Annotated in this window: 20 protein-coding genes and 1 pseudogene; 7 read left to right on the top strand and 14 right to left on the bottom strand. The window is 68.3% G+C overall.

Translation table 11 applies throughout. The features are described from left to right. Window positions 1-109 precede the first annotated feature (109 nt). Entirely contained in the window at window positions 110-1099 is a 990-nt protein-coding gene (locus ACZK5N_RS02000) for an IS5 family transposase (RefSeq protein WP_459020358.1), read from the top strand. A gap of 149 nt (window positions 1100-1248) precedes the next feature. Here the strand turns inward: ACZK5N_RS02000 and dxs are convergent, their stop codons facing one another. From dxs to ACZK5N_RS02025, 5 genes are all read right to left on the bottom strand, one after another. Further along, window positions 1249-3165, bottom strand: a complete 1917-nt coding sequence (gene dxs, locus ACZK5N_RS02005; RefSeq protein WP_459019812.1) for a 1-deoxy-D-xylulose-5-phosphate synthase — start codon at window positions 3163-3165, stop codon at window positions 1249-1251. A 46-nt stretch (window positions 3166-3211) separates the two neighbouring features. Then, window positions 3212-3601 (bottom strand): hypothetical protein, encoded by a 390-nt coding sequence (locus ACZK5N_RS02010; RefSeq protein WP_459019813.1) that lies wholly within the window; start codon window positions 3599-3601, stop codon window positions 3212-3214. Window positions 3602-3706: 105 nt separating this feature from the next. Next, window positions 3707-6526, bottom strand: a complete 2820-nt coding sequence (locus ACZK5N_RS02015) for an aconitate hydratase (RefSeq protein ID WP_459019814.1) — start codon at window positions 6524-6526, stop codon at window positions 3707-3709. Between the two features lie 84 nt (window positions 6527-6610). Next, a complete protein-coding gene (locus tag ACZK5N_RS02020) occupies window positions 6611-7765 on the bottom strand; it encodes a class I SAM-dependent RNA methyltransferase (RefSeq protein WP_463624599.1) in 1155 nt (384 codons plus the stop codon). Then, complete coding sequence (locus ACZK5N_RS02025) at window positions 7762-9753, bottom strand: APC family permease (protein ID WP_459019816.1); 1992 nt, start codon at window positions 9751-9753, stop codon at window positions 7762-7764. Before ACZK5N_RS02025 ends, ACZK5N_RS02020 begins: the two co-directional genes overlap by 4 nt. A 110-nt stretch (window positions 9754-9863) precedes the next feature. Between ACZK5N_RS02025 and ACZK5N_RS02030 the strand changes: the two genes are divergently transcribed. After that, window positions 9864-10511, top strand: a complete 648-nt coding sequence (locus ACZK5N_RS02030) for a potassium channel family protein (RefSeq protein WP_459020388.1) — start codon at window positions 9864-9866, stop codon at window positions 10509-10511. Between the two features lie 7 nt (window positions 10512-10518). Continuing rightward, a complete protein-coding gene (locus ACZK5N_RS02035; RefSeq protein ID WP_459019817.1) occupies window positions 10519-11190 on the top strand; it encodes a potassium channel family protein in 672 nt (223 codons plus the stop codon). Here ACZK5N_RS02035 and ACZK5N_RS02040 read toward each other — a convergent pair. Genes ACZK5N_RS02040 through ACZK5N_RS02055 form a run of 4 tightly spaced genes read right to left on the bottom strand, consistent with a single transcriptional unit; the run spans window position 11178 to window position 13135 of the window. Beyond that, complete coding sequence (locus ACZK5N_RS02040; RefSeq protein ID WP_459019818.1) at window positions 11178-11543, bottom strand: OB-fold nucleic acid binding domain-containing protein; 366 nt, start codon at window positions 11541-11543, stop codon at window positions 11178-11180. The genes ACZK5N_RS02035 and ACZK5N_RS02040 overlap by 13 nt on opposite strands. A gap of 3 nt (window positions 11544-11546) precedes the next feature. Beyond that, entirely contained in the window at window positions 11547-12242 is a 696-nt protein-coding gene (locus ACZK5N_RS02045) for a DUF3710 domain-containing protein (RefSeq protein WP_459019819.1), read from the bottom strand. Between the two features lie 9 nt (window positions 12243-12251). Further along, window positions 12252-12689 (bottom strand): dUTP diphosphatase, encoded by a 438-nt coding sequence (gene dut, locus ACZK5N_RS02050; RefSeq protein WP_459019820.1) that lies wholly within the window; start codon window positions 12687-12689, stop codon window positions 12252-12254. After that, a complete protein-coding gene (locus tag ACZK5N_RS02055; RefSeq protein ID WP_459019821.1) occupies window positions 12686-13135 on the bottom strand; it encodes a DUF3093 domain-containing protein in 450 nt (149 codons plus the stop codon). Before ACZK5N_RS02055 ends, dut begins: the two co-directional genes overlap by 4 nt. Window positions 13136-13199: 64 nt before the next feature. Here ACZK5N_RS02055 and ACZK5N_RS02060 point away from each other — a divergent pair, with 64 nt between their 5' ends. Then, on the top strand, window positions 13200-13493 hold the full coding sequence (locus ACZK5N_RS02060) for a DUF4235 domain-containing protein (protein WP_459019822.1): 294 nt from the start codon (window positions 13200-13202) through the stop codon (window positions 13491-13493). Between the two features lie 7 nt (window positions 13494-13500). On the opposite strand, the gene ACZK5N_RS02065 is transcribed toward ACZK5N_RS02060, so the two are convergent. Continuing rightward, on the bottom strand, window positions 13501-13797 hold the full coding sequence (locus ACZK5N_RS02065) for a DUF4193 domain-containing protein (RefSeq protein WP_459019823.1): 297 nt from the start codon (window positions 13795-13797) through the stop codon (window positions 13501-13503). 198 nt (window positions 13798-13995) lie between these two features. Between ACZK5N_RS02065 and sepH the strand changes: the two are divergent. Then, window positions 13996-14877: pseudogene (sepH, locus tag ACZK5N_RS02070) on the top strand (septation protein SepH); the annotation flags it as partial. A 10-nt stretch (window positions 14878-14887) separates the two neighbouring features. On the opposite strand, the gene ACZK5N_RS02075 reads toward sepH, so the two are convergent. From ACZK5N_RS02075 to ACZK5N_RS02090, 4 genes are read right to left on the bottom strand one after another with little or no spacing between them, the layout of a single operon-like run. Next, window positions 14888-15538, bottom strand: a complete 651-nt coding sequence (locus tag ACZK5N_RS02075) for a thymidine kinase (protein ID WP_459019825.1) — start codon at window positions 15536-15538, stop codon at window positions 14888-14890. Continuing rightward, window positions 15531-16775: a glycosyltransferase gene (locus ACZK5N_RS02080; RefSeq protein WP_463624600.1), complete on the bottom strand. Its 1245-nt coding sequence runs from the start codon at window positions 16773-16775 to the stop codon at window positions 15531-15533. The genes ACZK5N_RS02075 and ACZK5N_RS02080 overlap by 8 nt, the downstream gene beginning before the upstream one ends. Continuing rightward, window positions 16772-17893: an alkaline phosphatase family protein gene (locus ACZK5N_RS02085; RefSeq protein ID WP_459019827.1), complete on the bottom strand. Its 1122-nt coding sequence runs from the start codon at window positions 17891-17893 to the stop codon at window positions 16772-16774. The genes ACZK5N_RS02080 and ACZK5N_RS02085 overlap by 4 nt, the downstream gene beginning before the upstream one ends. Then, window positions 17893-18456, bottom strand: a complete 564-nt coding sequence (locus tag ACZK5N_RS02090; protein WP_459019828.1) for a DUF5998 family protein — start codon at window positions 18454-18456, stop codon at window positions 17893-17895. Before ACZK5N_RS02090 ends, ACZK5N_RS02085 begins: the two co-directional genes overlap by 1 nt. Window positions 18457-18492: 36 nt before the next feature. Between ACZK5N_RS02090 and ACZK5N_RS02095 the strand changes: the two genes are divergently transcribed. Together ACZK5N_RS02095 and ACZK5N_RS02100 are read left to right on the top strand one after the other, a co-directional pair. After that, on the top strand, window positions 18493-19521 hold the full coding sequence (locus tag ACZK5N_RS02095; RefSeq protein ID WP_459019829.1) for an App1 family protein phosphatidate phosphatase: 1029 nt from the start codon (window positions 18493-18495) through the stop codon (window positions 19519-19521). Window positions 19522-19547: 26 nt separating this feature from the next. After that, a complete protein-coding gene (locus ACZK5N_RS02100; RefSeq protein ID WP_459019830.1) occupies window positions 19548-21998 on the top strand; it encodes a DNA gyrase/topoisomerase IV subunit A in 2451 nt (816 codons plus the stop codon). The last annotated feature ends 22 nt before the right edge of the window (window positions 21999-22020 follow it).

A 22020-nucleotide genomic window follows, 5' to 3' on the forward strand; every position in this document is an offset into this window, starting at 1 on the left:
GGGAACCGCTGATTAATGGGCCAGCCTGGTTTGTCGGTGGATGCGCAGTCGGTGGGTGTTTGGCCGGTGAATGGCGTGTTGGCTAGGTAGAATGCTGGTTGTGGATGAGTTGCAGCCGAGTTTGTCTGAGGTCGAGTACGGTCAGCGTCGCCGGGTCCCGAAGCGGGAGGAGTTCCTCAAGCGGATGGACGCGGTGGTGCCGTGGGCGGACTGGGTCAAGCTGATCGAGCCGCACTACTACAACAAGACCCGCGGCAGGCGGCCGATACCGCTCGAGACGATGCTGCGGATGTACCTGCTGCAGGTGTGGTTCCACCTCTCCGACGAAGGCGTGGAAGATCAGATCAACGACTCGTACGCGATGCGCAAGTTCATGGGTGTGGACTTCGCTACCAGGCAGGTCCCTGACGCCACGACCCTGCTGCATTTTCGGCACCTGCTGGAGGAGCACCAGCTGGGTGAGGCGATGTTCTCCGCGTTGAACGCCCGGCTGGAGGCCGACGGTCTGGTCATGCGTGGCGGGAGCATCGTGGATGCCACGATCATCGCCGCACCTTCGTCGACGAAGAACGCCACCGGCACCCGGGATCCCGAGATGCATCAGACCAGGAAGGGGCGCCAGTGGTACTTCGGGATGAAGGCCCACGCCGGGGTCGATGCCGGCACGGGTCTAGTGCACTCGGTGACCGCGACAGCAGCCAACGTGCACGACCTGGACCAGATCACCCATCTGGTGCGCGAGGATGACCAGGTCGTCTACGCCGACGCCGGCTATTCGGGTGTGACGAAACGCCCCGAGATCCGCGGCGACGACCACCTGTCACACGTCGAGTGGCGGGTCGCTGCCCGGCAGGGCACGTGGAGAGCGATGCACCCTCACGAGCAGCGACTCGAGTCGAGGAAGGCGTCGGTGCGGGCGAAGGTGGAGCACGTGTTCCTGATCGTGAAGCGGGACTTCGGGCTGTCCAAGACCCGCTACCGCGGGCTGGCGAAGAACCTGAACCAGCTCCAGGTCGCGATGGCCTCGGCGAACCTGCTGATGCTCGCCCGCGCGAACACGATCGAAACCAGACTCAAGACCGCCGCTGCTACCGGGTAGCCCCTGGCGGCAGCCTGCCCAGAACCGCAGAAAAGGGCCCTGAACAAGGGCCGGAGGGCAAGCAACCGGCCCTCACCGGCCCCACCGGCGGCCCCACAGCCACCGTCAAGCCCACCCCCGGACGGATGCCCCAAATGATCAGCGGATCCCTAGGCCGGGCGACCCACCGTCTCGTCCTGGGGTGCGTCGCTGAGCACAACGCCCAGGATCTCCAGCGACGCCTTGGCGGCGGTGAGCCCGATCTCCTCCAGCACCTCCTCGCGGGAGCCGTGCCGCAGGAAGCGCTGCGGAATCCCGAAGGTGAGCACCCGCGACGCGGCGCCCGCCTCGGCCAGGCGCGCGCGCAGCTTCTGCCCGACGCCCCCCTCGACGAGGTTGTCCTCCATCGTCACCACGAGGTCATGATCGGCTGCGAGGTGAACCAGGTCCGCGCTCACCGGGAGCGCCCAGAGCGGATCGACCACCGAGGCCGGCACGCCCTGGTCTCCGAGCCGCTCGGCCACCGCTACCGCCATGCCTGCGAATTGGCCATAGCCGACGATGAGCACCCGGGCATCCGCGGAGCGCCGGAGGACGTCCACCCGCGACAGCCCCTCTCCGACGTGCGCGACCTCCGGCAGCTCGTCAGGCAGACGCTCCTTCGAGTAGCGCACCACAGTGACCGCGTCCGCCACGTCGACGGCCCGGTCCAGCGCGGCCACCAGCCTGGCCTGGTCCCTCGGCGCGGCCAGTTGAACGCCCGGCACGATGCCCAGCAGCGTCATGTCCCACATGCCGTTGTGGCTGGGGCCGTCAGTGCCCGTGACACCGGCACGGTCCAGGGCGATGGTGATTCCCACGCCGTGCAGCGCGGCGTCCATGAGCACCTGGTCGAACGCCCGGTTGAGGAAGGTGGCGTACAGCGCCACGACGGGGTGCAGGCCTGACCTGGCGAGGCCGGCAGCCGACACAATGGCGTGCTGTTCTGCGATGCCCACGTCGAACGTGCGCTCGGGGAATGCCGCGGCGAACCGGCCGAGGCCTGTGGGGTACAGCATCGCCGCCGTGACCGCGACGACGTCCGGGCGCCGCTGGCCCACCTGCACCATGGCCTCGGCGAACGCGTCGGTCCAGGTGGCCTGCACCGCGGCCGAGAGCGGCTCACCCGTGATCTCGTTGATCCGCCCCACAGCGTGGAAGCGATCTTCCTCGTGGTCCTCGGCGGCCTGGAAGCCGCGACCCTTGCGCGTGACGCAGTGCACGAGGACGGGGCCGCCGTAATGACGCGCCTGTTCGAGGTGGTTGGTGAGGGAGATGATGTCGTGGCCGTCGAGAGGTCCCATGTACTTGATGCCCAGGTCCGAGAACATCGACTGCGGGGCCAGCACGTCCTTCACACCGGTCTTGACACCGTGCATGAGGTCGTAGACCGGCCGCCCCACCACCGGGAGCCTCTTCACGCCGCGCTTGATCAGGCTCAGCGTCTTCTCGTAGCGCTGATCCGTGCGCAGGCCCGCCAGGTGATTGGCCAGCCCTCCCACTGTGGGTGTGTACGAGCGGCCGTTGTCGTTGACCACCACCACGAGTCTCAGGTCGTGGCTGGCGGCGATGTTGTTGAGCGCCTCCCAGGCCATGCCGCCGGTGAGGGCACCGTCGCCGATGACGGCCACGACCGTGCGCTGCTCTCCCCGGAGCCTGAACCCCTTGGCCAGCCCCTCGGCCCAGGACAGCGACGTGGAGGCGTGTGAGTTGGCCACCCAGTCGTGCTCGGATTCCGCGGGCTCGGGGTAGCCTGACAGGCCGCCACGCTGCCGCAGCGTGTCGAATCCCTTGGCACGTCCCGTCAGGATCTTGTGCACGTAGCTCTGATGTCCGGTGTCGAAGATGATCGGATCCGACGGCGAATCGAAGACCCGGTGGATGGCCATGGTGAGCTCGACCACACCCAGGTTGGGACCCAGGTGGCCACCCGTGCGGCTCACCTTGGTGATGAGGAAGGACCGGATCTCGGCGGCGAGTTGGACCAGTTGCCGACGCGAGAGCGCACGAAGGTCGCGCGGGCTCTGGACCGTTTCCACCAAGGACATGCGGACAATAGTAGGCCCAAAGGCCCAGGCCCCCGGCGTACCACCACTACAGCCTGGGCACGAATCGTGCGTCACGGAGCGCCTGATTCACCAGATCCACCCCGCGCGCGACACGCACGAGCCTGGCCTCCTCCTGCTGCAGCACCGCTGCCGCCTGGTCCGCGGTGGCGGCGTCCACCACCCCGGCGAGTGAGGACCGCAGGCCGGTGAGGCCGGTGCGCGTAGCCACCAGTTGCGATGCGACGAATTCCTGCGTCAGGCGCGCCAGCACCACGGGATGGCGCCTCAGCACCTGGTATCCGCGGTATTCCGAGGGACAGCAGTCCAACAGGAACCCCTCGGCTGACGCCAGCCAACCCTGGGAACCCGGAGGCCGCACCGCGCCCGGCCAGCCGGGAGGCACGTAGACGCGGATCACTTCGTCATCATCGAACATACGTTCTATTGAACCGCACGCCCCCGACAGAAGTAAAGAGAGGCCTCGCGAACGGGCTGAGGGGCGGTCCCCACCAGGAGGACCGCCCCTCAGAGGCCTCGGCTCTCAGGCCTTGGCGAGGTTGCGCAGGACGTACTGCATGATGCCGCCGTTGACGTAGTAGCCGCGCTCCCCCGGCGTGTCGATGCGGACCACCGCGTCGAACGTGACCGCGGTTCCATCAGGCCGCTGCGCGGTCACCGTCATGGTGGACGGCGTCTCCCCGTCGTTGAGCTGGGTCACGCCCGCGACGGAGAAGGTCTCCTCGCCGGTGAGCCCGAGCGTCTGGGCGGACTGGCCCTCCGGGAATTGCAGCGGAAGCACACCCATGCCGATGAGGTTGGAGCGGTGGATGCGCTCGTAGCTCTCCGCGATGACAACCCGGACACCCAGGAGGGCGGTGCCCTTGGCCGCCCAGTCACGCGACGAGCCGGAACCGTACTCCTTGCCGGCAAGGACCACCAACGGGGTGCCGGCCGCTGCGTAGTTGACCGACGCGTCGTAGACGGTCGTGACGGGGGCGCCTGGCTGGGTGAAGTCGCGGGTGAATCCGCCTTCGGTGCCCGGGGCGATCTGGTTGCGCAGGCGGATGTTGGCGAAGGTGCCGCGGATCATGACCTCGTGGTTGCCGCGCCGTGATCCGTAGGAGTTGAAGTCCCGCCGCTCGACACCTCGTTCGGTGAGGTAGACCCCTGCAGGTGAATCCGCCTTGATGCTGCCTGCCGGGGAGATGTGGTCCGTGGTCACCGAATCCCCCAGCTTGAGGAGCACCCGCGCACCGGAGACGTCGCGCACCGGCGTCGGCTCGGCCGGCATGTCGTCGAAGTACGGAGCCTTGCGCACGTAGGTGGAATCGGCCTCCCACTCGAACGTCTCGCCGTCGGGCGTGGGCAGCGACCGCCACCGCTCGTCGCCCGCGAAGACGTCCGCGTAGCGCGACGTGAACATCTCCGCGCTGATCGAGCCGCCGATCACCTCGTTGATCTCCGACTCCGTCGGCCACAGGTCACGCATGTAGACGTCGTTGCCGTCCGGATCCTGCCCCAGAGGCTCCGTGAAGAGGTCGATGTCCATCGTGCCGGCGAGCGCGTAGACGATCACGAGCATCGGCGATGCCAGGTAGTTCATCTGGACGTCCGGGTTGATCCGGCCCTCGAAGTTGCGGTTGCCCGACAGGACCGCCGACACCGCGAGGTCGTTGGCGTTGATCGCCTCGGAGACCTCGGTGATGAGGGGCCCGGAGTTGCCGATGCAGGTGACACAGCCATAACCCACGAGGTTGAACCCGATGGCGTCGAGGTACTGCGTCAGGCCGGACTTGTCGTAGTAGTCGGTGACCACCTGTGAGCCCGGCGCGAGTGAGGTCTTCACCCAGGGCTTGCGGGTGAGCCCGCGCTCCACGGCCTTCTTCGCCACCAGGCCGGCGCCGATCATGACGCTGGGGTTGGAGGTATTGGTACACGAGGTGATCGACGCGATCGTGACAGCGCCGTGGTCCAGCTCGAAGGTGGTGCCGTCGGCGAGGGTCACCGGGACCGCGGCATGGACGCGGGGCCGCATGGTGTGGTGCGTCGGGTCCGCGGGCGCGGGCGAATTGTCGACCGCCGACGGATCGGGTCCGGTGGGATCCGAGGCCTCCATGGTGGCCGCGACCGCGCGGTCGTAGCCCGAGTACACGGCATCCTCGTGCGGTGCGCCGACGAAACCCGCGACCGCCTCACGGAAAGCCGCCTTGGACTCGTCCAGGCGGATGCGGTCCTGCGGCCGCTTCGGACCCGCGATGGAGGGGACCACGGTGCCCAGATCCAGCTCGATGTACTCGGAGAACTTCGGCTCGACACTCGGGTCGTGCCACAGGCCCTGAGCCTTGGCGTAGGCCTCCACCAGAGCGAGCTGCTGCTCCTCGCGGCCGGTCAGGCGCAGGTAGTCCATGGTCTTGTCGTCGATCGGGAAGACGGCGATCGTGGAGCCGTACTCCGGGGACATATTGCCGATGGTGGCGCGGTTGGCCAGTGGGACCTGCGCCACGCCGTCGCCGTAGAACTCGACGAACTTGCCCACGACCTTGTGCTCACGCAGCATCTCGGTGATCGTGAGGACGAGGTCGGTTGCCGTGGTGCCCTCGGGGAGTTTCCCGGTGAGCTTGAAGCCGACGACACGCGGCAGCAGCATGGACACAGGCTGGCCCAGCATGGCGGCCTCGGCCTCGATGCCGCCCACACCCCAGCCCACCACGCCGAGTCCGTTGACCATGGTGGTGTGCGAATCCGTGCCCACGCAGGTGTCCGGGTAGGCCTGGAGCACGCCGCCGACGGTGCGGGGGAAGATCACCCGAGCCAGGTGTTCGATGTTGACCTGGTGCACGATGCCGGTGCCGGGCGGTACGACCTTGAAGTCGTCGAAGGCCATCTGACCCCACCGCAGGAACTGATAGCGCTCGCGGTTGCGCTGGTACTCGATGTCGGTGTTGGCCTCGAAGGCCCCCGCGATGCCGAAGACCTCTGCGATGACGGAGTGGTCGATGACCATTTCGGCGGGCGAGAGGGGGTTGACCTTCTCCGGGTCTCCCCCGAGCGCTGCGACCGCCTCCCGCATGGTCGCCAGGTCCACCACGCAGGGCACGCCGGTGAAGTCCTGCATGATGACGCGTGCGGGCGTGAACTGGATCTCGTGGTCGGGTTGGGCCGCGGGGTCCCAGCCGCCGAGAAACTCGATGTCATCGCGGGTGATGTTGGCGCCGTCCTCGGTGCGCAACAGATTCTCGAGGAGGACCTTGAGGCTGAAGGGCAGCTTCTCGGAGCCCGGAACCGCATCGATGCGGAAGATCTCGTACGAGGTGCCGTTGACGTCGAGGCTCGCCTTGGCCCCGAAACTGTTGACGCTCATCCTTCTCCTTCACTTGGCTGTCGCCAAACTCTCTTGACATCAAGATACCATGCGATGCGCGGTCGGCGCCATCGCCGGTCACGGTCAGTCTAAGGGCACCTCAGCGGTGCGTGGACGAGGGTGGAGGATCGCCACGCACTCCACGTGATGTGTCATGGGAAACAGGTCGAATGCCCTGATGGAGCCGGCGCTGTAGCCCGCCGCCGCGAAGGTGGCGAGGTCCCGGGCCAGCGCCGACGGATCGCAGGCCACGTACGCGACAGCCCGCGGTCGCCGCGCCACGACGGCCGCCACGACCTCGGCCCCGGCACCCTTGCGCGGGGGGTCCAGCACCACCAGATCCGCCCAGTCCGGCAGGTCACGGTGACCGCGCTCCAGCGGGCCCGCCACGAACTCCGCCTCGGGCACGTTGAGCCTGGCCAGACGAACCGCCTCGCGTGCCACCTCGGCCCCCTGCACCACGCAGCCGGCGTCGACGAGCGCACCGGCGAACAGCCCCACGCCGCAGTAGAGATCCAATGCCCGCTCCCCCGCCCGGGGCCGAAGGCCCTCGAGCACCGCGCCGGTCAGGATTTCGGCGCTGTGCGGATGCACCTGCCAGAATCCTCCGGGCTCCACGTGGTAGGTGCGTCCACGTACCTCCTGGCGGACTGTCGCCTCCCGGCGTGTTCCCGGGACCGCGACCACGACGGTCCGGTCGTCCGCGACCGTCACCTCCACCTCCCCGCCCGGTCGGGCGACCCGCTCCAGGTCGGCCACCGACGGGCCCGGCGCAGCGATGAGGCAGCCCTGGGGTGGCAGCGGGACGACCTGGTGCGATCGCCTGGCGCGCAGACCCACCCGGCCCGCGTCGTCGACGGCGTAGCGCACCCGGGTACGCCACCCCAGCAGGCCACCGGGCGCGGCCTCGACCTGGCCGTCCCAGCGCAGCCCCGCCAACCGCTCCAACTGCTCCGCGACGACGGCGGTCTTCAGGATCAGCTGAGTCGCCTGGTCCGCGTGCTGCCAGTCGCATCCGCCGCACCGGTCGGCGATCGGGCACGGCGCCGGGACACGCCCGGCGGCCGGCTCCAGCACGCCGATCACCCTCGCCCGGTCGAACCGCCTGCCGGTCTCCGTGACCTCGACGACCACCCGCTCCCCCGGGAGCCCTCCGGTGACGAACAGGACCTTCCCCTCGGAGCGGCCGACCACGTACCCGCCGTGCGCGACGCGTTCGAGCGTCACCTCGACGCTCATCGTCGGCGCGGTTCCGAGGCCTTGTGTGCGGCCTCCTTCGCCTTGCCGGAGGACCGCAGCTGGTAGGGCACGCTGGTGACCATCACCCCCGGCATGAAGTGCAGCCGGGTCCGGATCAGCAGCGCGGTCTGGTTGTGCAGGAGCTGCTCCCACCAGTGGCCCACGACGAACTCCGGGATGTAGACGATCACGACGTCACGGGGATTCTCGCTGCGCAGCTCCGCCACGTACTTGATGAACGGGCCGGTGATTTCGCGGTAGGGCGACGCGATCACCTTGAGTGGGACACCGAAGTCCTCTGCTTCCCACTCGTCGAGGATCTGCTCCACCTCGTCGTCGTCGACCGCCACGGTCACTGCCGTCAGCGTCGTGGATCGGGCCGCGCGGGCGAAGGCGATGGCGCGGAGCGTGGGGAGGTTGACACGCTGGGCCAGGACGACGCCCCGCACCCGGCTGGGCAGGGCGCGATCGGAGTCCGGCCTGAGCGCGACCTCTTCCGCCACGGCCTGGTAGTGCTTCGAGATCGCCATCATCATCGCGAACATCACGGCCATCGCCACCAGGGCCAGGTAGGCGCCGTGGACGAACTTGGACAGCAGGACGACGATCAGCACCGCACCGGTGGCCGTGGCACCCACGGTGTTGATGACCCGGGCACGCTTCATCCTGCTCCGGGCCCTGCTCTCATGCTCGGTGCGCAGGGCGCGGGTCCAGTGCCGGTTCATACCGATCTGCCCGATCGTGAAGGACAGGAACACGCCCACCACGTAGAGCTGGATGAGGGCGGTCACCGAGGCGTCGAACGCGAGCACCAGTCCGCTGGCGGCGAGGGCTAGCATCACGATGCCGTTGGAGTAGGCGAGCCGGTCACCTCGGGTGTGGAGCTGGCGTGGCAGGAATCCGTCCTTGGCGAGCAGCGAGGCCAGCGACGGGAAGCCGTTGAACGCGGTGTTGGCGGCAAGGAAGAGGATCAGCATGGTGGCGGTGACGACCAGGTAGAAGCCGGGCTCGAACCAGTCCATGAACACGACGCGGGCGAGCTGGCCGGTCACCGTGGTCGCCGCCGAGTGGATGGTCTCGCCGGCCTCGTTGACGTAGTGCGTCCCGGTCAGTTCGTCGATGAGGTGCACCTTGGTCAGGTTCGCCAGCGTGACGATACCCATCAGCAGCGTGATCGCCAGCACGCCGAGCAGGCCCAGCACGGTCGCGGCGTTCCTGCTCTTGGGCTGACGGAAGGCGGGGACCCCGTTGGCGATCGCTTCGACACCGGTCAGGGCGGCGGCTCCGGAGGAGAACGACCGCGCGAGGATGGCGATGAAGACCCATCCCGCGGTGTGCTCGATCCCGTCCGCCGTGACCACGATGAGATCGGCGGTCTCGCTCTTGAGAGGCTGGCCCAGGACGAGGATGCGGAAGAGTCCGATGACGATCATGAGCAGCATCGAGACGATGAAGACATAGCTGGGGATGGCGAACGCGCTGCCCGACTCCCGGACTCCGCGCAGGTTCATCACGGTGAGGAACACGATGACGCCTACGGCGGTCCACGCCTCGTAGCCGTCGAGGAACGGCGCCATCGCCTTGGCGTTGATCACGCCCGCCGACACGGACACAGCGACGGTGAGGACATAGTCGACCAGCAGCGACGACGCCACGGTCAGCCCTGCGTAGTGACCCAGGTTCTCACGGGCCACTTCGTAGTCACCTCCACCGTTGGGGTAGGCGTGCACCGTCTGCCGGTACGACGTCACCACCACGGCGATGACCACCGCGACCGCGAGCCCGATCTGCCAGGAGAACATGAATCCGGCCATGCCCGCCAGGGACAAGGTGATCAGGATCTCATCAGGGGCATAGGCGACCGAACTCAGGGCGTCCGACGCGAAGACCGGGAGAGCCAGCCGTTTGGGCAGCAGCGTCTCGCCCATCTGGGCGTTGGTGAGACGCCGCCCCACCACCATGCGCTTGAGCGCCGACATCACGTTCACGGGGTTACGGTAGACCTGTTGTCCCCCAAAGTCATTGCGCGCCGTTGGGCCATCGGGGTGTAGGTTCTGTGGCGACAGTCTCCGAAGGAGTCAGGGTGCACATCGTCATCATGGGATGCGGCCGAGTCGGCTCGATGCTCGCGACCGGCCTCGAGAAGCGTGGCCACAGCGTCGCCATCATCGACGTGAACGTGGACGCGTTCCGCCGCCTGGGCCAGGATTTCAAGGGCCTGACCATCAAGGGCGTCGGCTTCGACCGCGAGGTTCTCGAGGCCGCCGGGATCCGCAAGGCGGACGCGTTCGCGGCCGTGTCGTCGGGGGACAACTCCAACATCCTCGCGGCACGCGTGGTCCGCGAGAACTACCACGTCGACAACGTCGTGGCGCGCATCTACGACCAGGGCCGCGCCGCCGTCTACGAGCGCCTGGGCATCCCCACCGTCGCGACGGTGAAGTGGACGGTCACGCAGGTGCTCCGTCGCCTGCTCCCTGAGGGGAGTGAACCGGTCTGGCGTGACCCGACGGGCACCGCCAGACTCCTGCAGATCAAGGTGCACAACGGGTGGGTCGGCCGTCGGATCAGCGAATTGCAGTCCGCGGCGGGCACCCCGATCCCCTTCATCCAGCGCGTGGGTCGCGGCCTGGTGCCGGATCGCGACACCATCTTCCAGGACGGTGATCTCGTCTACATCGCGTGCCACACGGACCGCACGGACGAGCTGGAGACACTCTTCGCCAATCCGCCGGCCAAGCACTAGGAGCATCATGCGCGTCGCCATCGCCGGGGCCGGCAATGTGGGCCGGTCCATCGCCCGTGAGTTGATCGCCAACGGTCACCAGGTCCTCCTCATCGAGCGGGATCCTGCCGCCATCAAACCGGACTCGGTGCCCGGCGCGGACTGGTTCCAGGCCGACGCCTGCGAACTGCAGTCCCTGGAGGAGGCCGAGCTGGAGAACTGCGACGTGGCCATCGCCGCCACCGGGGACGACAAGGTCAACCTGGTGCACTCGCTCCTCGCCAAGACCGAGTTCGGGGTTCCGCGCACCGTCGGGCGCGTCAACCATCCCGGCAACGAGTGGCTGTTCGACGCTCAATGGGGGGTGGACGTCTCCGTGTCGACGCCCAGGCTGATGTCTGCGCTGGTGGAGGAGGCCGTCTCCACCGGAGACCTCGTGCGGCTGCTGACGTTCAACAAGTCGACCACCCACCTGGCCGAGGTGACCCTGCCGCAGTCCTCCCACCTGTCCGGTCGTCGACTCAGGGACGTCGAGCTTCCCGGGGACACGGTGCTGGTGGCCATCATTCGCGACGGAGCCCCCCTCACCCCCGAGCGTGACCGCGCGTTCGAGGGCGGCGACGAGCTGCTGTTCCTGGTCACGCAGGAGTCCGAGGCGGACCTCGCGGCCCTGTTCGGCTCTGACGACTACGACGCCTGAGGGACGATCTCGAAGTCCGGGTTGTAGATCACGCACTCGCCGTCGGCCTGGGCCAACCGCCCCTGGACGCGGATGTGCCTGCCCGGGAGCAGGCATTCGAGCCTGCCGCGCCCCATCCAGACCAGCTTGACCGTGCCTGAGCCGTCGCTGACCTCGGCCTCCAGCCAGCCATGCGCCGCGTCCGAGGTCACCGCGGTGATGGTGCCCCGCAGCGTCACCCTGGAGCGCATCTCGCACGCCGTGAGCGGCTGCGCCCCGGCATCCTCCGCCTGCTCACGCAATTCCTCGGCTTCCAGCTCCTCATGGGAGAGGAAGTAGCGGCGCATCCGCTCCGCGAACGTCACCTTGCCCATCTGTCAGTCCTTCACCTCGGGGACGCGCATCGGCAGAAGGCTGCCGGGTGCGGCGGGAGTGGTGCCCCGACGCACCACCAGGTTGCTGAAGAATTCGAAGAGGTGAACCTGGGCCTCCTCGTCGTCGGGGTTGAACGTCGCCTTGCCGAGGAGTACGCCCCGCAACACCCACCCCGGACCGGGCACCAGCCAGGTGCGCGACAGGTGGGTGGCGGGGTTGCCGTTGGGATCCTTCACCGGCAGCGCCCGTCTCAGCTCCGCGCCGAAGGGGCCGCGAACAGCCTGGCACCGGCCGGACTGCTTGCGCGTGGCCTCGATGACCTCGTCGCGGATCTCGCCGGTCATCGACGACTTCCCCGGGCCGGCGAACACGGCGACCTCGAGCGCGGACTGGCCGTCGCCCACCAGGATGGACTGCACCTGGTTGGTCTCGCGATTGACCTGCAGCTGCATGGTCATGTCCTGGAAGGGCGTGATGATGAGCGTGCCGAGGTCCAGCCGCTTCACCTCGTCGGCGTCAGCCTCGAGATCCACCTCCGAGATGTCGAAGGGGCCCTCGTCGCGGGTGAACTCCGCGTCCCAGCGCTCCGCCTCGTCGAGGTGCGGCGCCGGGTCATCGCCTTCCTCGACAGCCGGATCGGCCTCGTCGAGTTCGACGTCGTCGACGTCCTCGTTGCGCTTCTTGCGTCCGAAAATCACTGATGTCCCTTACTTGGTGGTGAATCCGCCCGTAGAACCATAGCCAGCCGCGCCGCGGACGGTCTCATCCAGCGTGTCGACCACCTCGAACGTGGCGCTCACCACGGGCACGATGACGAGTTGGGCGATCCGGTCCCCTGCCGCGAGACGAACAGGCTCCGCCGGATCGAGGTTGATCAGGCTCACCTTGATCTCGCCCCGGTAACCTGAATCGATGATGCCCGGAGAGTTGACGATGCTCAGCCCGTGACGGGCGGCCAGCCCCGACCGGGGGGTGACCAACCCCACACACCCGGCGGGCAGGGCCACGGCCACTCCGGTGCCGACGAGGGCCCGCTCCCCTGGGCTCAGAGTCACGTCGTGCGCGGCGCGCAGGTCAGCCCCGGCGTCGCCTGGATGCGCATAGGCGGGCACGCTGCCAGCTGCCGCGACCGTGGGGATGATCATGTGGGCGCCCTGACGGCGTCGATCGCTTCGGCCAGCGCCTCCGGACGTCGCGTGCTCACCAACCAGTAGGGGTGGGGATCCGCGGGATCAGCGAGGTCCACCCGGACGACGCCCCCGACGAAGGGCCGGGTGAACAGGAAGGCGCGGTGGTCCGCTTCAGGCCCGACGGCCCGGCGAGCGGCTTCGCCGGTCAGCGCGACCGCCCCGCCGATGTACTCCCCGGACACGCGGTGTCGGCCGGCTGCCATCCCCTCACCGTCGACGACGATGAGCGTCCGGCTGTAGGCCACGAGTGCAATCGCGATCCCGGCCGCAGCCAGGGCGGCGAACGCCACCGCGGGGCCCTGCGGTACGTAGGCCAGCACCGCCACAGCGAGACTCAGCCAGAGCAGCAGAGCGATGAGCACCCACCACCAGGGGATGTGCAGGCGTTCGCGGTAGGTCACCTTTCAACACTACCTCCAAGCCCCTAAGGTGGGAGTCACGGTCCCACCGAAAGGAAGCCCCTCCATGGCCCTGACTGAGAAGCTCATGTGGAAGCTGTACGCCGGCGTCATCGGTGCGCTGACCACCCTCGTGGCCCAGAAGCTGGTGACCAAGGTCTGGGAGGCGTCGACCGGCGAAGAGGTGCCGGACATCAACGACCCGGAGACCCCGATGGTGCGCGCCTTCATCTGGGCCGCCGCGAGCGGGCTGGGCGTGGGCATGTCGCAGATCGTGATCAACCGTTTCATCCAACGCCGCTGGGTGTCCACCTTCGCCCACGTGGGCCCAACGAAGTTGCGGAGCAGGCTCGATCTCTGAGCGCGCCTCAGACGCAGTCGACGCAGTAGCTCTGCCCGTTGCGGACCTCGGCGAGCTGGCTCTGCGACTTCACCAGGAAGCAGGACGAGCAGGTGAACTCGTTGGACTGGCGCGGGAGAACCCGCACCGTCAGTTCCTCGTGGGACAGGTCCGCGCCGGGTAGCTCGAAGGATTCGGCAGCCTCAACCTCGTCCTCGTCGACCTTCCCCGAGTTCTTGTCGTTTCGACGCGTCTTGAGCTCCTCGAGGGAGTCCTCGCTCATCTCTTCGTCGGTCTTGCGGGGTGCGTCGTAATCGGTTGCCATACCTCTGTGTCCCTTCCTGTGCCGCGAACGGGCCTATGTGTATCACATCCGCAGCGCGGGGGCGCGCTCCGGTGGTGTGTCGGACACCATTGTGCGCTGCCGCTCAAGCACCTCCCGCAGCGGTGGGGTCCTCGCTGGTAAGTTGTGGAGGAAATCACCGACGTGGACGAACGAGGACCGACAGTGAATGCTCTGACCCCCCGCGAGATCCAGCTGCGGATTCGCTCCGGCGCCTCCGTGGCCGACGTCGCCGAGGAGACGGGCATGGAACCCGAGCGCATCGAGGCCTTCGCGGGGCCCGTCATCGCCGAACGCGAGCACATCGCCCGCTCGGCGACGACGGCCACGGTCCGCCGCCGCGGCGAGGCGGGGACGCACCGGCGCCTCGGCGAGCTGATCGTGCAGCGCCTCCGGTCACGGGCGATCGACGCGGACGCTATCGAGTGGGACGCCTGGCGGCAGGAGGATCTCAAGTGGCGCATCGTCGGAAGGCTCGTCCTTGAGGCGGAATCACGCACCGCCGAGTTCGTCTTCGATCCCAAGGCCAGGTTCTCCGTGGCGCACAATGCCGACGCTCGCTGGATGATCGGCGAGGAGTCCGTGGACGCCACCGTCGAGGAGGAGAACACGGTGGACTTCAAGGACGAGATGGCCCTGGTGCGCGCCATCTCCAGCCCCGAGCCACCCCCTCCCGGGGACGAGATGCCGGCGTCGGAGCTGATGCACGACGGCACTGAGGACACCTCCCAGCTGGACCGGCTCTACGACATGCTCAGTGGCATCAGTGAGGATTCCGTGCGGATCTACACCGGCATCCTCGAGCCAGGGCTGGAGCCGGAGCTCTCGGCCGGCAGCGAGTCCGCCGATGAGGAACTCGATGATGCGACTGCGCCGGAGCCGGTGGCCGATGGCGAGGGCGGACACGCGTCGGAGCCTGCTGCTGCGGTGGCGGCGCCCGCCGAGCCCACGCAGGACCCCCTGGTCGGTGGTGAGGAACCGAGGAAGCCCCGCCCCCGGAAGCGCAGGGCGAAGATCCCCACCTGGGACGAGATCATGTTCGGCGGCCCGACCACGCCCTAGCGATCCTGGGTCAGAAGTCCTCGGGGTCGAACGGCAAGGGATCCGGCGAGAGCGTGGCTCGGGCACGTGTGGCCGTCATCCGGCGGCGATGATGGGCGCGGCACAGCACCTCGTAGCGGACCTCCGAGCCGTCGGTCGTGTCACCCACCACCACCTGTGAGCCCTCTGTGACCATCAGACCGCCGACGCTGCGCGCATTGTGCGTGCCCTTCGAGCCGCACCAGCAGAGGGGCCCGAGTGGCAGGGTCTCCACGCGGTCTGCCAGTTCGATGAGGCGCTGGGACCCGGGGAACAGCTTGGTCCGGAAGTCCGACAGGATGCCGAAGGCGTACACGTCGAGCTGCAGTTCGTCGACGATGCGGGCCAGCTGGTCGATGTGGGCGGCGGTGTAGAACTGGGCCTCGTCGCAGATGATGTAGTCCACCCTGAGACCGGAGGTCAGCTCCCCGATGATGTAGCGCCAGAAGTCGAACGCGCCGTCGACCTCGAGGGCTGCGGCCTTCAGCCCGAGCCGGGAGGCGATCACCCCTTCGCCCGCCCGGTCCTGGGAGGTGAACACCCGCCCCTTGCGTCCGTGCGTGGACTGGGTGTAGTCCAACTGCAACGCCAGGGTCGACTTGCCGCAGTCCATGGTGCCGGTGTGGAACACGAGTTCAGCCATGCCTCGCCCTTCGTTCGATGAGATCGGTGTAGGCGGCCGTGTACCGCTCCGCGGTGCGCTCGGGCGCCAGATCCGCGACGATGCCGGAGGTGGCCGCGGACATGACTGCCCTTCGGCCAGGATCCATCAACGACCGGAACCCAGCCGCCATGGAGGCGACGTCGGGTCCCGTCAGCAGCGCACTCTCCGGCGACACGCCGACCGACAGCCTGTCGTCGCAGTACATGACGGGGAGGCCGGCGGATACGGCCTCGGCGATGACCAGGGCCTGTGAATCGAAGCGGTAGGAGCTGAGGACGAGGGCGTCCGCGTTGCGGAACTCGTAGGCCAGGGCACTGGTGGAGGCCAGGTGCCACCGGAAGTCGATCCTGTCGCACCCGGCCGCGAGTGCCTTGAGACGGTCGCGCTGGTCCCCGTCGCCGACGATCACAAGCTCGGCGTTCGGCAGGGCGGCGCGGCGGAACGCCTTGATCAGCACATCAAGACGCTTCTCCTTCGCGAGGCGGCCGACGGAGAGGAACCTGACGACGGCGTCGTCGCGCTCGCGAGGGGCCGCGTCGATGGCCAGCTTCATCCGCCGGTTGTAGCCCGTGGGGACGACGTAGCCCCGGAGCGGGCGGCCCGCGGCATCCTCGATCAGCTCGCGCATGAACGGCGACGGCACGGTGTAGCCGTCGACCAGTTGCGCGATCGTGGCAAACGACCGCCAGTCCGTCCGGGCCGCCAACCCTCCGGTCTCCCGCGTGGCAGCCGGGAATCTGGTCCGCCCGGCCACTCCGTCGCGCTTCACGAGGCGGAGCGTGGGCAGTACCAGTGCCTGGTAGCCCAGGGTGCCGAAGAATGAGCCCGGCACGGTCTGGTGGGTGCCGGCGATGTTGGCGTGGAACGTGTGCAGGTGCGGCACACCCTGCAACTGGGCGATCTTCGAGCCGAGCACCAGGGCACCCCGCTCCGTCTGGCTGTGCACCACGTCGAAGCGGGCCACGTCACTGATGAGACGCGCGCGCCGGTCCGAGCAGTGCAGGATGCTGAGATGGGCAGGCAGCCCCTCGACGTAGACGGTGGGGCATTCGATGATCCGCCCGATCCGGGGCTTCTGCAGATGCCGGTCCGGAGCTATCAGGGTCACCTCGTGTCCCAGCGCGGTCAGCTCAGACAGCTGCGTCTCGACCGAACGCCCGATGCCCCCGGATGCCGGATAGAAGTCGTCGATGACGATCGCGATCCGCATCCTCATCCCCGACCGCCGTGGAGAAGGAGAGGAACCTCCATCTCTTCCGCGGTCAGCGATCCGTGCATCCCCACCAGACTGAACTCACCCGGTGTCTGGTGACTCATGACGGCGAAGTCCGCAGTCATGGCCACCACCACGTCTCCGATGCGCGCACTGCTGAGCCCCGTCACCTGAGGCCCGAACCAGCCCGCCTCGATGGCCTCCTCACGCCGGAGCACGTGCCCGCGCTCCCCCAGCACGCTCTCCCAGGACCAGGCCAGGGCCCTCGGATCCTCACCGTGCACGTGCCGGAACCGTGGCTCGCCGCCCAGGTGGGTGTATCCCCCCAGGCGGGCTTCGTCCTCGGCGACGATGCGTGAGCCCTCGGGCACGTTGATCATGCCGTGATCCCCGGTGATGACCAGACAGACCCCGGCCGGGAGCGTGTCAGCGATGTGGGCCACGAGGTCGTCGACCATCTCGAGGCGGTGCAGCCACTGCCACGAGCCCACGCCGAAGCCGTGGCCGTCGTGGTCCAGCATCCTCTCGTAGCAGTACACGACGTCGGCGTCCCGGAGCGCGTCGACGACGAGCCCGGAGAACTCCTCAGGATCCCCCTCCGTGGAGACGGGGTGCAGCGTGCTGCCGCTGAACGCCAACCGGGTCAGTGCGCTCCCGGCGAACCGGCCCAGAGTCACGGCCCCAGAGGACCGGCCCGCGGATGCGAGACGCTGGAACAGGGTGGGGGTCTGCGCGAACGACCTCAGATCCTGGGGACCTCCCTCCCAGGTCAGCGCATTGATCACCCTGGACACCATGGGCTCGTAGAAGCTGTAGCCGACGATGCCGTGCTCCCCCGTGGGGACGCCGCAGCCGAGTGAGGTCAGTGACGTGGCGGTGGTGGACGGCACGGAGCACGTCAGCCGGGCCGCGCCCCTGGCCAGGGTGGACATCGTGTCGGCATGGTCGGCGTAGGCGAGCAACTGGTGCCACCCCAGCCCGTCGACCAGCAGCACCACGTACTTGTCCGCCGGGGGCAGCCCGATCACCGGATCCGCACCGTCGAGCCTGGCCACCACGCTGGGCATCAGGTTGACGAGAGCCAGGTCCTCGTAGCGTGGATCGACGAACTCGTGGTGCATCAGCCGATCACGCTCTGCAGCCTCGTTCCGAACGCCACCAGCCGCCGCGCATTGTCGCCGTCGGCCTGCGGGCTCATCCGTACCGTGATGTCGTCGGGCTGGACCACGCCGGTGTAGCCGTGATCCGCCTCGCACGCGGGATCGTCGCAGCCGGCCGGACCCAGATCCACCCTGCGGGCCGCGCCCCACACGACGCTGAGCCAGGTCTCGCTGAGCCCCGACCGGTTCTCCGGGTCCTGCAGTGCACGGGTGAGGACCACGGAATCGATCGCGCGGAGCGCCACGACCTCGGTGGTGGCGACGGCCTCGGTCTTACTGCCCTCGCCCTCGTCGATGTGACAGATGAGGAGCTGGCGCTCAGTGCGGACCAGGACCGTCATGTGCCGGTGCAACTCATGGCCGGCGAACGTGGCCTCGTGCTGCACCAGATGGTCTAGGACTTCCCGGTCACCCAGGCCGAGCGCGACGGTCTCCCCCACCAGATCCGGATAGAACCCGCATTCGGCGATCTCCGCCACTAGCTGCGGCGGCAGGAATTTCACGATGTCGACGGACTCACGCACCCGCCCATTCTGGCACGTTGCACTACCTTTAGGGCCATGGCTTCCCGCCCCTTCATCGCCGCCCGCATCGAGGACAGGATCAACTCGCTGATCAATCGCGCGCTCCAGGGCCGCGGCTGGCAGGAGTCGATCCTCGCCTACACCGGGTACGGCACATCCGAGCAACTGCGCATTCTCGGCCGCGTGGTGCTGCGCCCTTCCGCGGACCTCGGGATCGTCCAGGCGGCCTCGGCACTCATCTACCGCCGCGGCTGGCGCAACTTCCTCAACGCCGCCAAGGTCGGCGCCCGCCTCACCGTGGTGATCGGCGCCGTGCGGATCCAGGTCCAGGCGGACCGCGGCGGCTACATCGACGTGCGCGTGCGCAACCCCGGGCTGCCCCCGGGCTGGCACTCGGTGACGCTGGAGGGCGACGGCGGGTCCTCGGCGCTGGCGAGCATCCAGGTGATAGCCGACGACGTGGACTTCGGGATCGTCAGCGACATCGACGACACCATCCTGTCCACCTGGCTTCCCCGCCCCATGGTGGCGGCCTGGAACTCGTTCATCCTCACCGAGCAGGCGAGACAGGCCGTGCCCGGCATGGCACGCCTTTATCAGCATCTGCTGTCCGAGCACCCGGGAGCGCCCATCATCTTCGTCTCCACGGGGGCCTGGAACACGTACCCCATGATCCAACGGTTCACCGCCCGCCACGGCATCCCGCAGGGCGCGATGCTGCTCACGGACTGGGGTCCCACGAACACCGGCTGGTTCCGCAGCGGCATGGACCACAAGCGGCGCTGCCTGCGCGAACTGGCCCGGGACCTGCCCCAGATCAGGTGGCTATTGGTGGGCGATGACGGGCAACACGACCCGGATCTCTATGCCGAATTCGCCACCCTGCAGCCTGCGCATGTGCGTGCGCGTGCCCTGCGGCAGCTCACGCCGGGCGAGCACGCACTCGCCCACGGTCTTCCCATGGAGGTGCCGGCCAGCGACGAGCGTTGGCACCCGGACACCGCCCCGGAGGTGCGGGCCCCGGACGGCGACGGATTGGGCGATAAGCTGCGCGGGTTGCTGTAACGACCCCGAGGCGAGGAGGCGGCCCGATGGCCAGGTCGACGATCGACGACGAGCTGGGCGAGGAGGAACACATCCTCGACGTCGACGTCACGGAGGAGATGGAGACAAGTTTCCTCGAATACGCCTATTCCGTCATCTACTCCCGCGCCCTCCCCGATGCCCGCGACGGGCTCAAGCCGGTGCAGCGCCGCATCCTGTTCTCGATGGACGAGATGGGGATCCGCCCGGACCGTGGGCACGTGAAGTGCGCGCGCGTCGTGGGCCAGGTCATGGGCGTCCTGCACCCCCACGGCGACAGCGCCATCTACGACGCGCTGGTACGCGTGGCACAGCCGTGGTCGATGCGGCTGCCGCTCATCGACGGGCATGGCAACTTCGGTTCCCTCGACGCCGGCCCCGCCGCGATGCGCTACACCGAATGCCGCATGGCCACCCCCGCCGTCGCCATGACCCGCGGCCTCGACGAGGACACCGTCGACTTCAAGCCAAACTACGACGGCAAGGAATCCGAGCCGGTCGTGCTGCCGTCCGCCTTCCCCAACCTGCTGGTCAACGGGGCCACGGGCATCGCGGTGGGCATGGCCACCAACATCGCGCCCCACAACCTCATCGAGGTCGTCGCGGCGCTGCAGCAGCTGATCCGCAACCCGGGTATCGCGCTCGAGGACCTGATGCGCCATATCCCAGGGCCGGACTTCCCCACGGGCGGCAAGATCGTCGGCCTGGACGGCATCCGCGACGCCTACGCCACCGGACGAGGCACGTTCAGGCTGCGTGCCACCACCCGGATCGAGAAGGTCTCCCCCCGCCGCATGGGCATCGTGTGCACCGAGCTGCCCTACATGGTGGGCCCGGAGAAGATCATCGAGCAGATCAAGAAGGGCGTCGACGACAAGAAGCTCACCGGCATCGCAGACGTCAAGGACCTGACGGACCTCGCGCACGGCACCCGGCTGGTGATCGAGGTGAAGAACGGCATCAACCCCGAGGTGCTGCTGGAGCAGCTGTTCAAGCTCACCAAGCTGGAGGACACCTTCGCGATCAACGCCGTGGCACTCGTCGAGGGGCAGCCGCGCACGCTCAGCCTCAAGGAGATGCTGGAGGTCTATCTCGCGCACCGCCTGGACGTGACACTGCGCCGCTCCCAGTACAAGCTGCGCAAGGCCGAGGACCGGCTGCACCTCGTCCGTGGCCTCATGATCGCCATCGCCGACATCGACGATGTCATCGCCATCATCCGCTCCTCCGAGGATGCCGCCGAGGCACGGGCACGCCTCATCGGCGCGTTCGACCTGACCGAGGTCCAGGCCAACTACATCCTCGACATGCAGCTGCGGCGCCTCACGCGGTTCTCCACGATCGAGCTGGAGAAGGAGGCCGGGGAACTGGCCGACACCATCGCCGGTCTCCGGGAGATCATCGATGACGAGACGGTGCTGCGTCGGGTGGTGAGCACGGACCTGGCGGACGTGGCGAAGCAGTTCGGCACCCCCCGCCGCACTGTCCTGCTGGCCTCCTCCGGAGCGATCACCACCGCGGCCGCGCCTCTCGAGCTGGCCGACGACCCTTGCTGGGTGCTGCTCAGCGGATCCGGACTGGTGGCCCGCACCGACGCGCAGCACGACCTGCCGTCCACGGGGCGCTCCGCACACGACGTCGTCGTGGCGCGCGTGAAGACCACCGCGCACGGCGAGTTCGGGGTGCTGACCAACCGGGGACGGGTGATCCGCTGCCGTGCCATCGAACTGCCCACCGTGCCGTTGACCGCCTCCGCCCCCAGCCTGCAGGGCGGCAGCCTGGCGCACGAGCTGTGGCCGCTGGCCGCCGGGGAGCGCCCTCTGGGGCTCACCACACTGCTGCCGGAGTCCCACGGCCTGGCGCTGGGCACGGCCCTGGGCGTGGTCAAGCGCGTCAATCCCGACGTGTTGGCCAAGGACAGCTGGGATGTCATCACGCTCAAGGACGGCGACGAGGTGGTGGGCGCACTCGAACTCCACGATCCGGCGACGCATCTCGGCTTCATCACCTCCGACGCTCAACTGCTGCACTTCCCAGCCGCCGCTGTACGACCCCAGGGTCGTTCCGGCGGTGGGATGTCGGGCGTGAAGCTGAACGCGGGGGCCACCGTGATCTGGTTCGGCGCCGTGGATCCCACCCACGACGTGGTGGTCACGCTCTCCGGCTCCTCCTCCTCGCTTCCGGGCACGGAGACAGGGCTGGCGAAGGTGACGCCGCTCACGGAGTATCCGGCCAAGGGACGTGCGACCGGAGGCGTCCGAGCCCACCGCTTCCTCAGGGGTGAGGACACCCTGCTGATCGCCGCGATCGGCCCTGCACCGGTCGTGGCCGCCGCCGCCAGCGGCTCGCCGGTGGACCTGCCCACCGCTCATGGCCGCCGGGACGGGTCGGGCACACCCGTGTCGCAGCCGGTGGCCTCGCTGGCGGGACGGGCCGGATCACCGGATCCGGGCGAGTAGCATCACGCGCGGAAGGGAGACT

The organism is Tessaracoccus pujii, assembly GCF_055326215.1.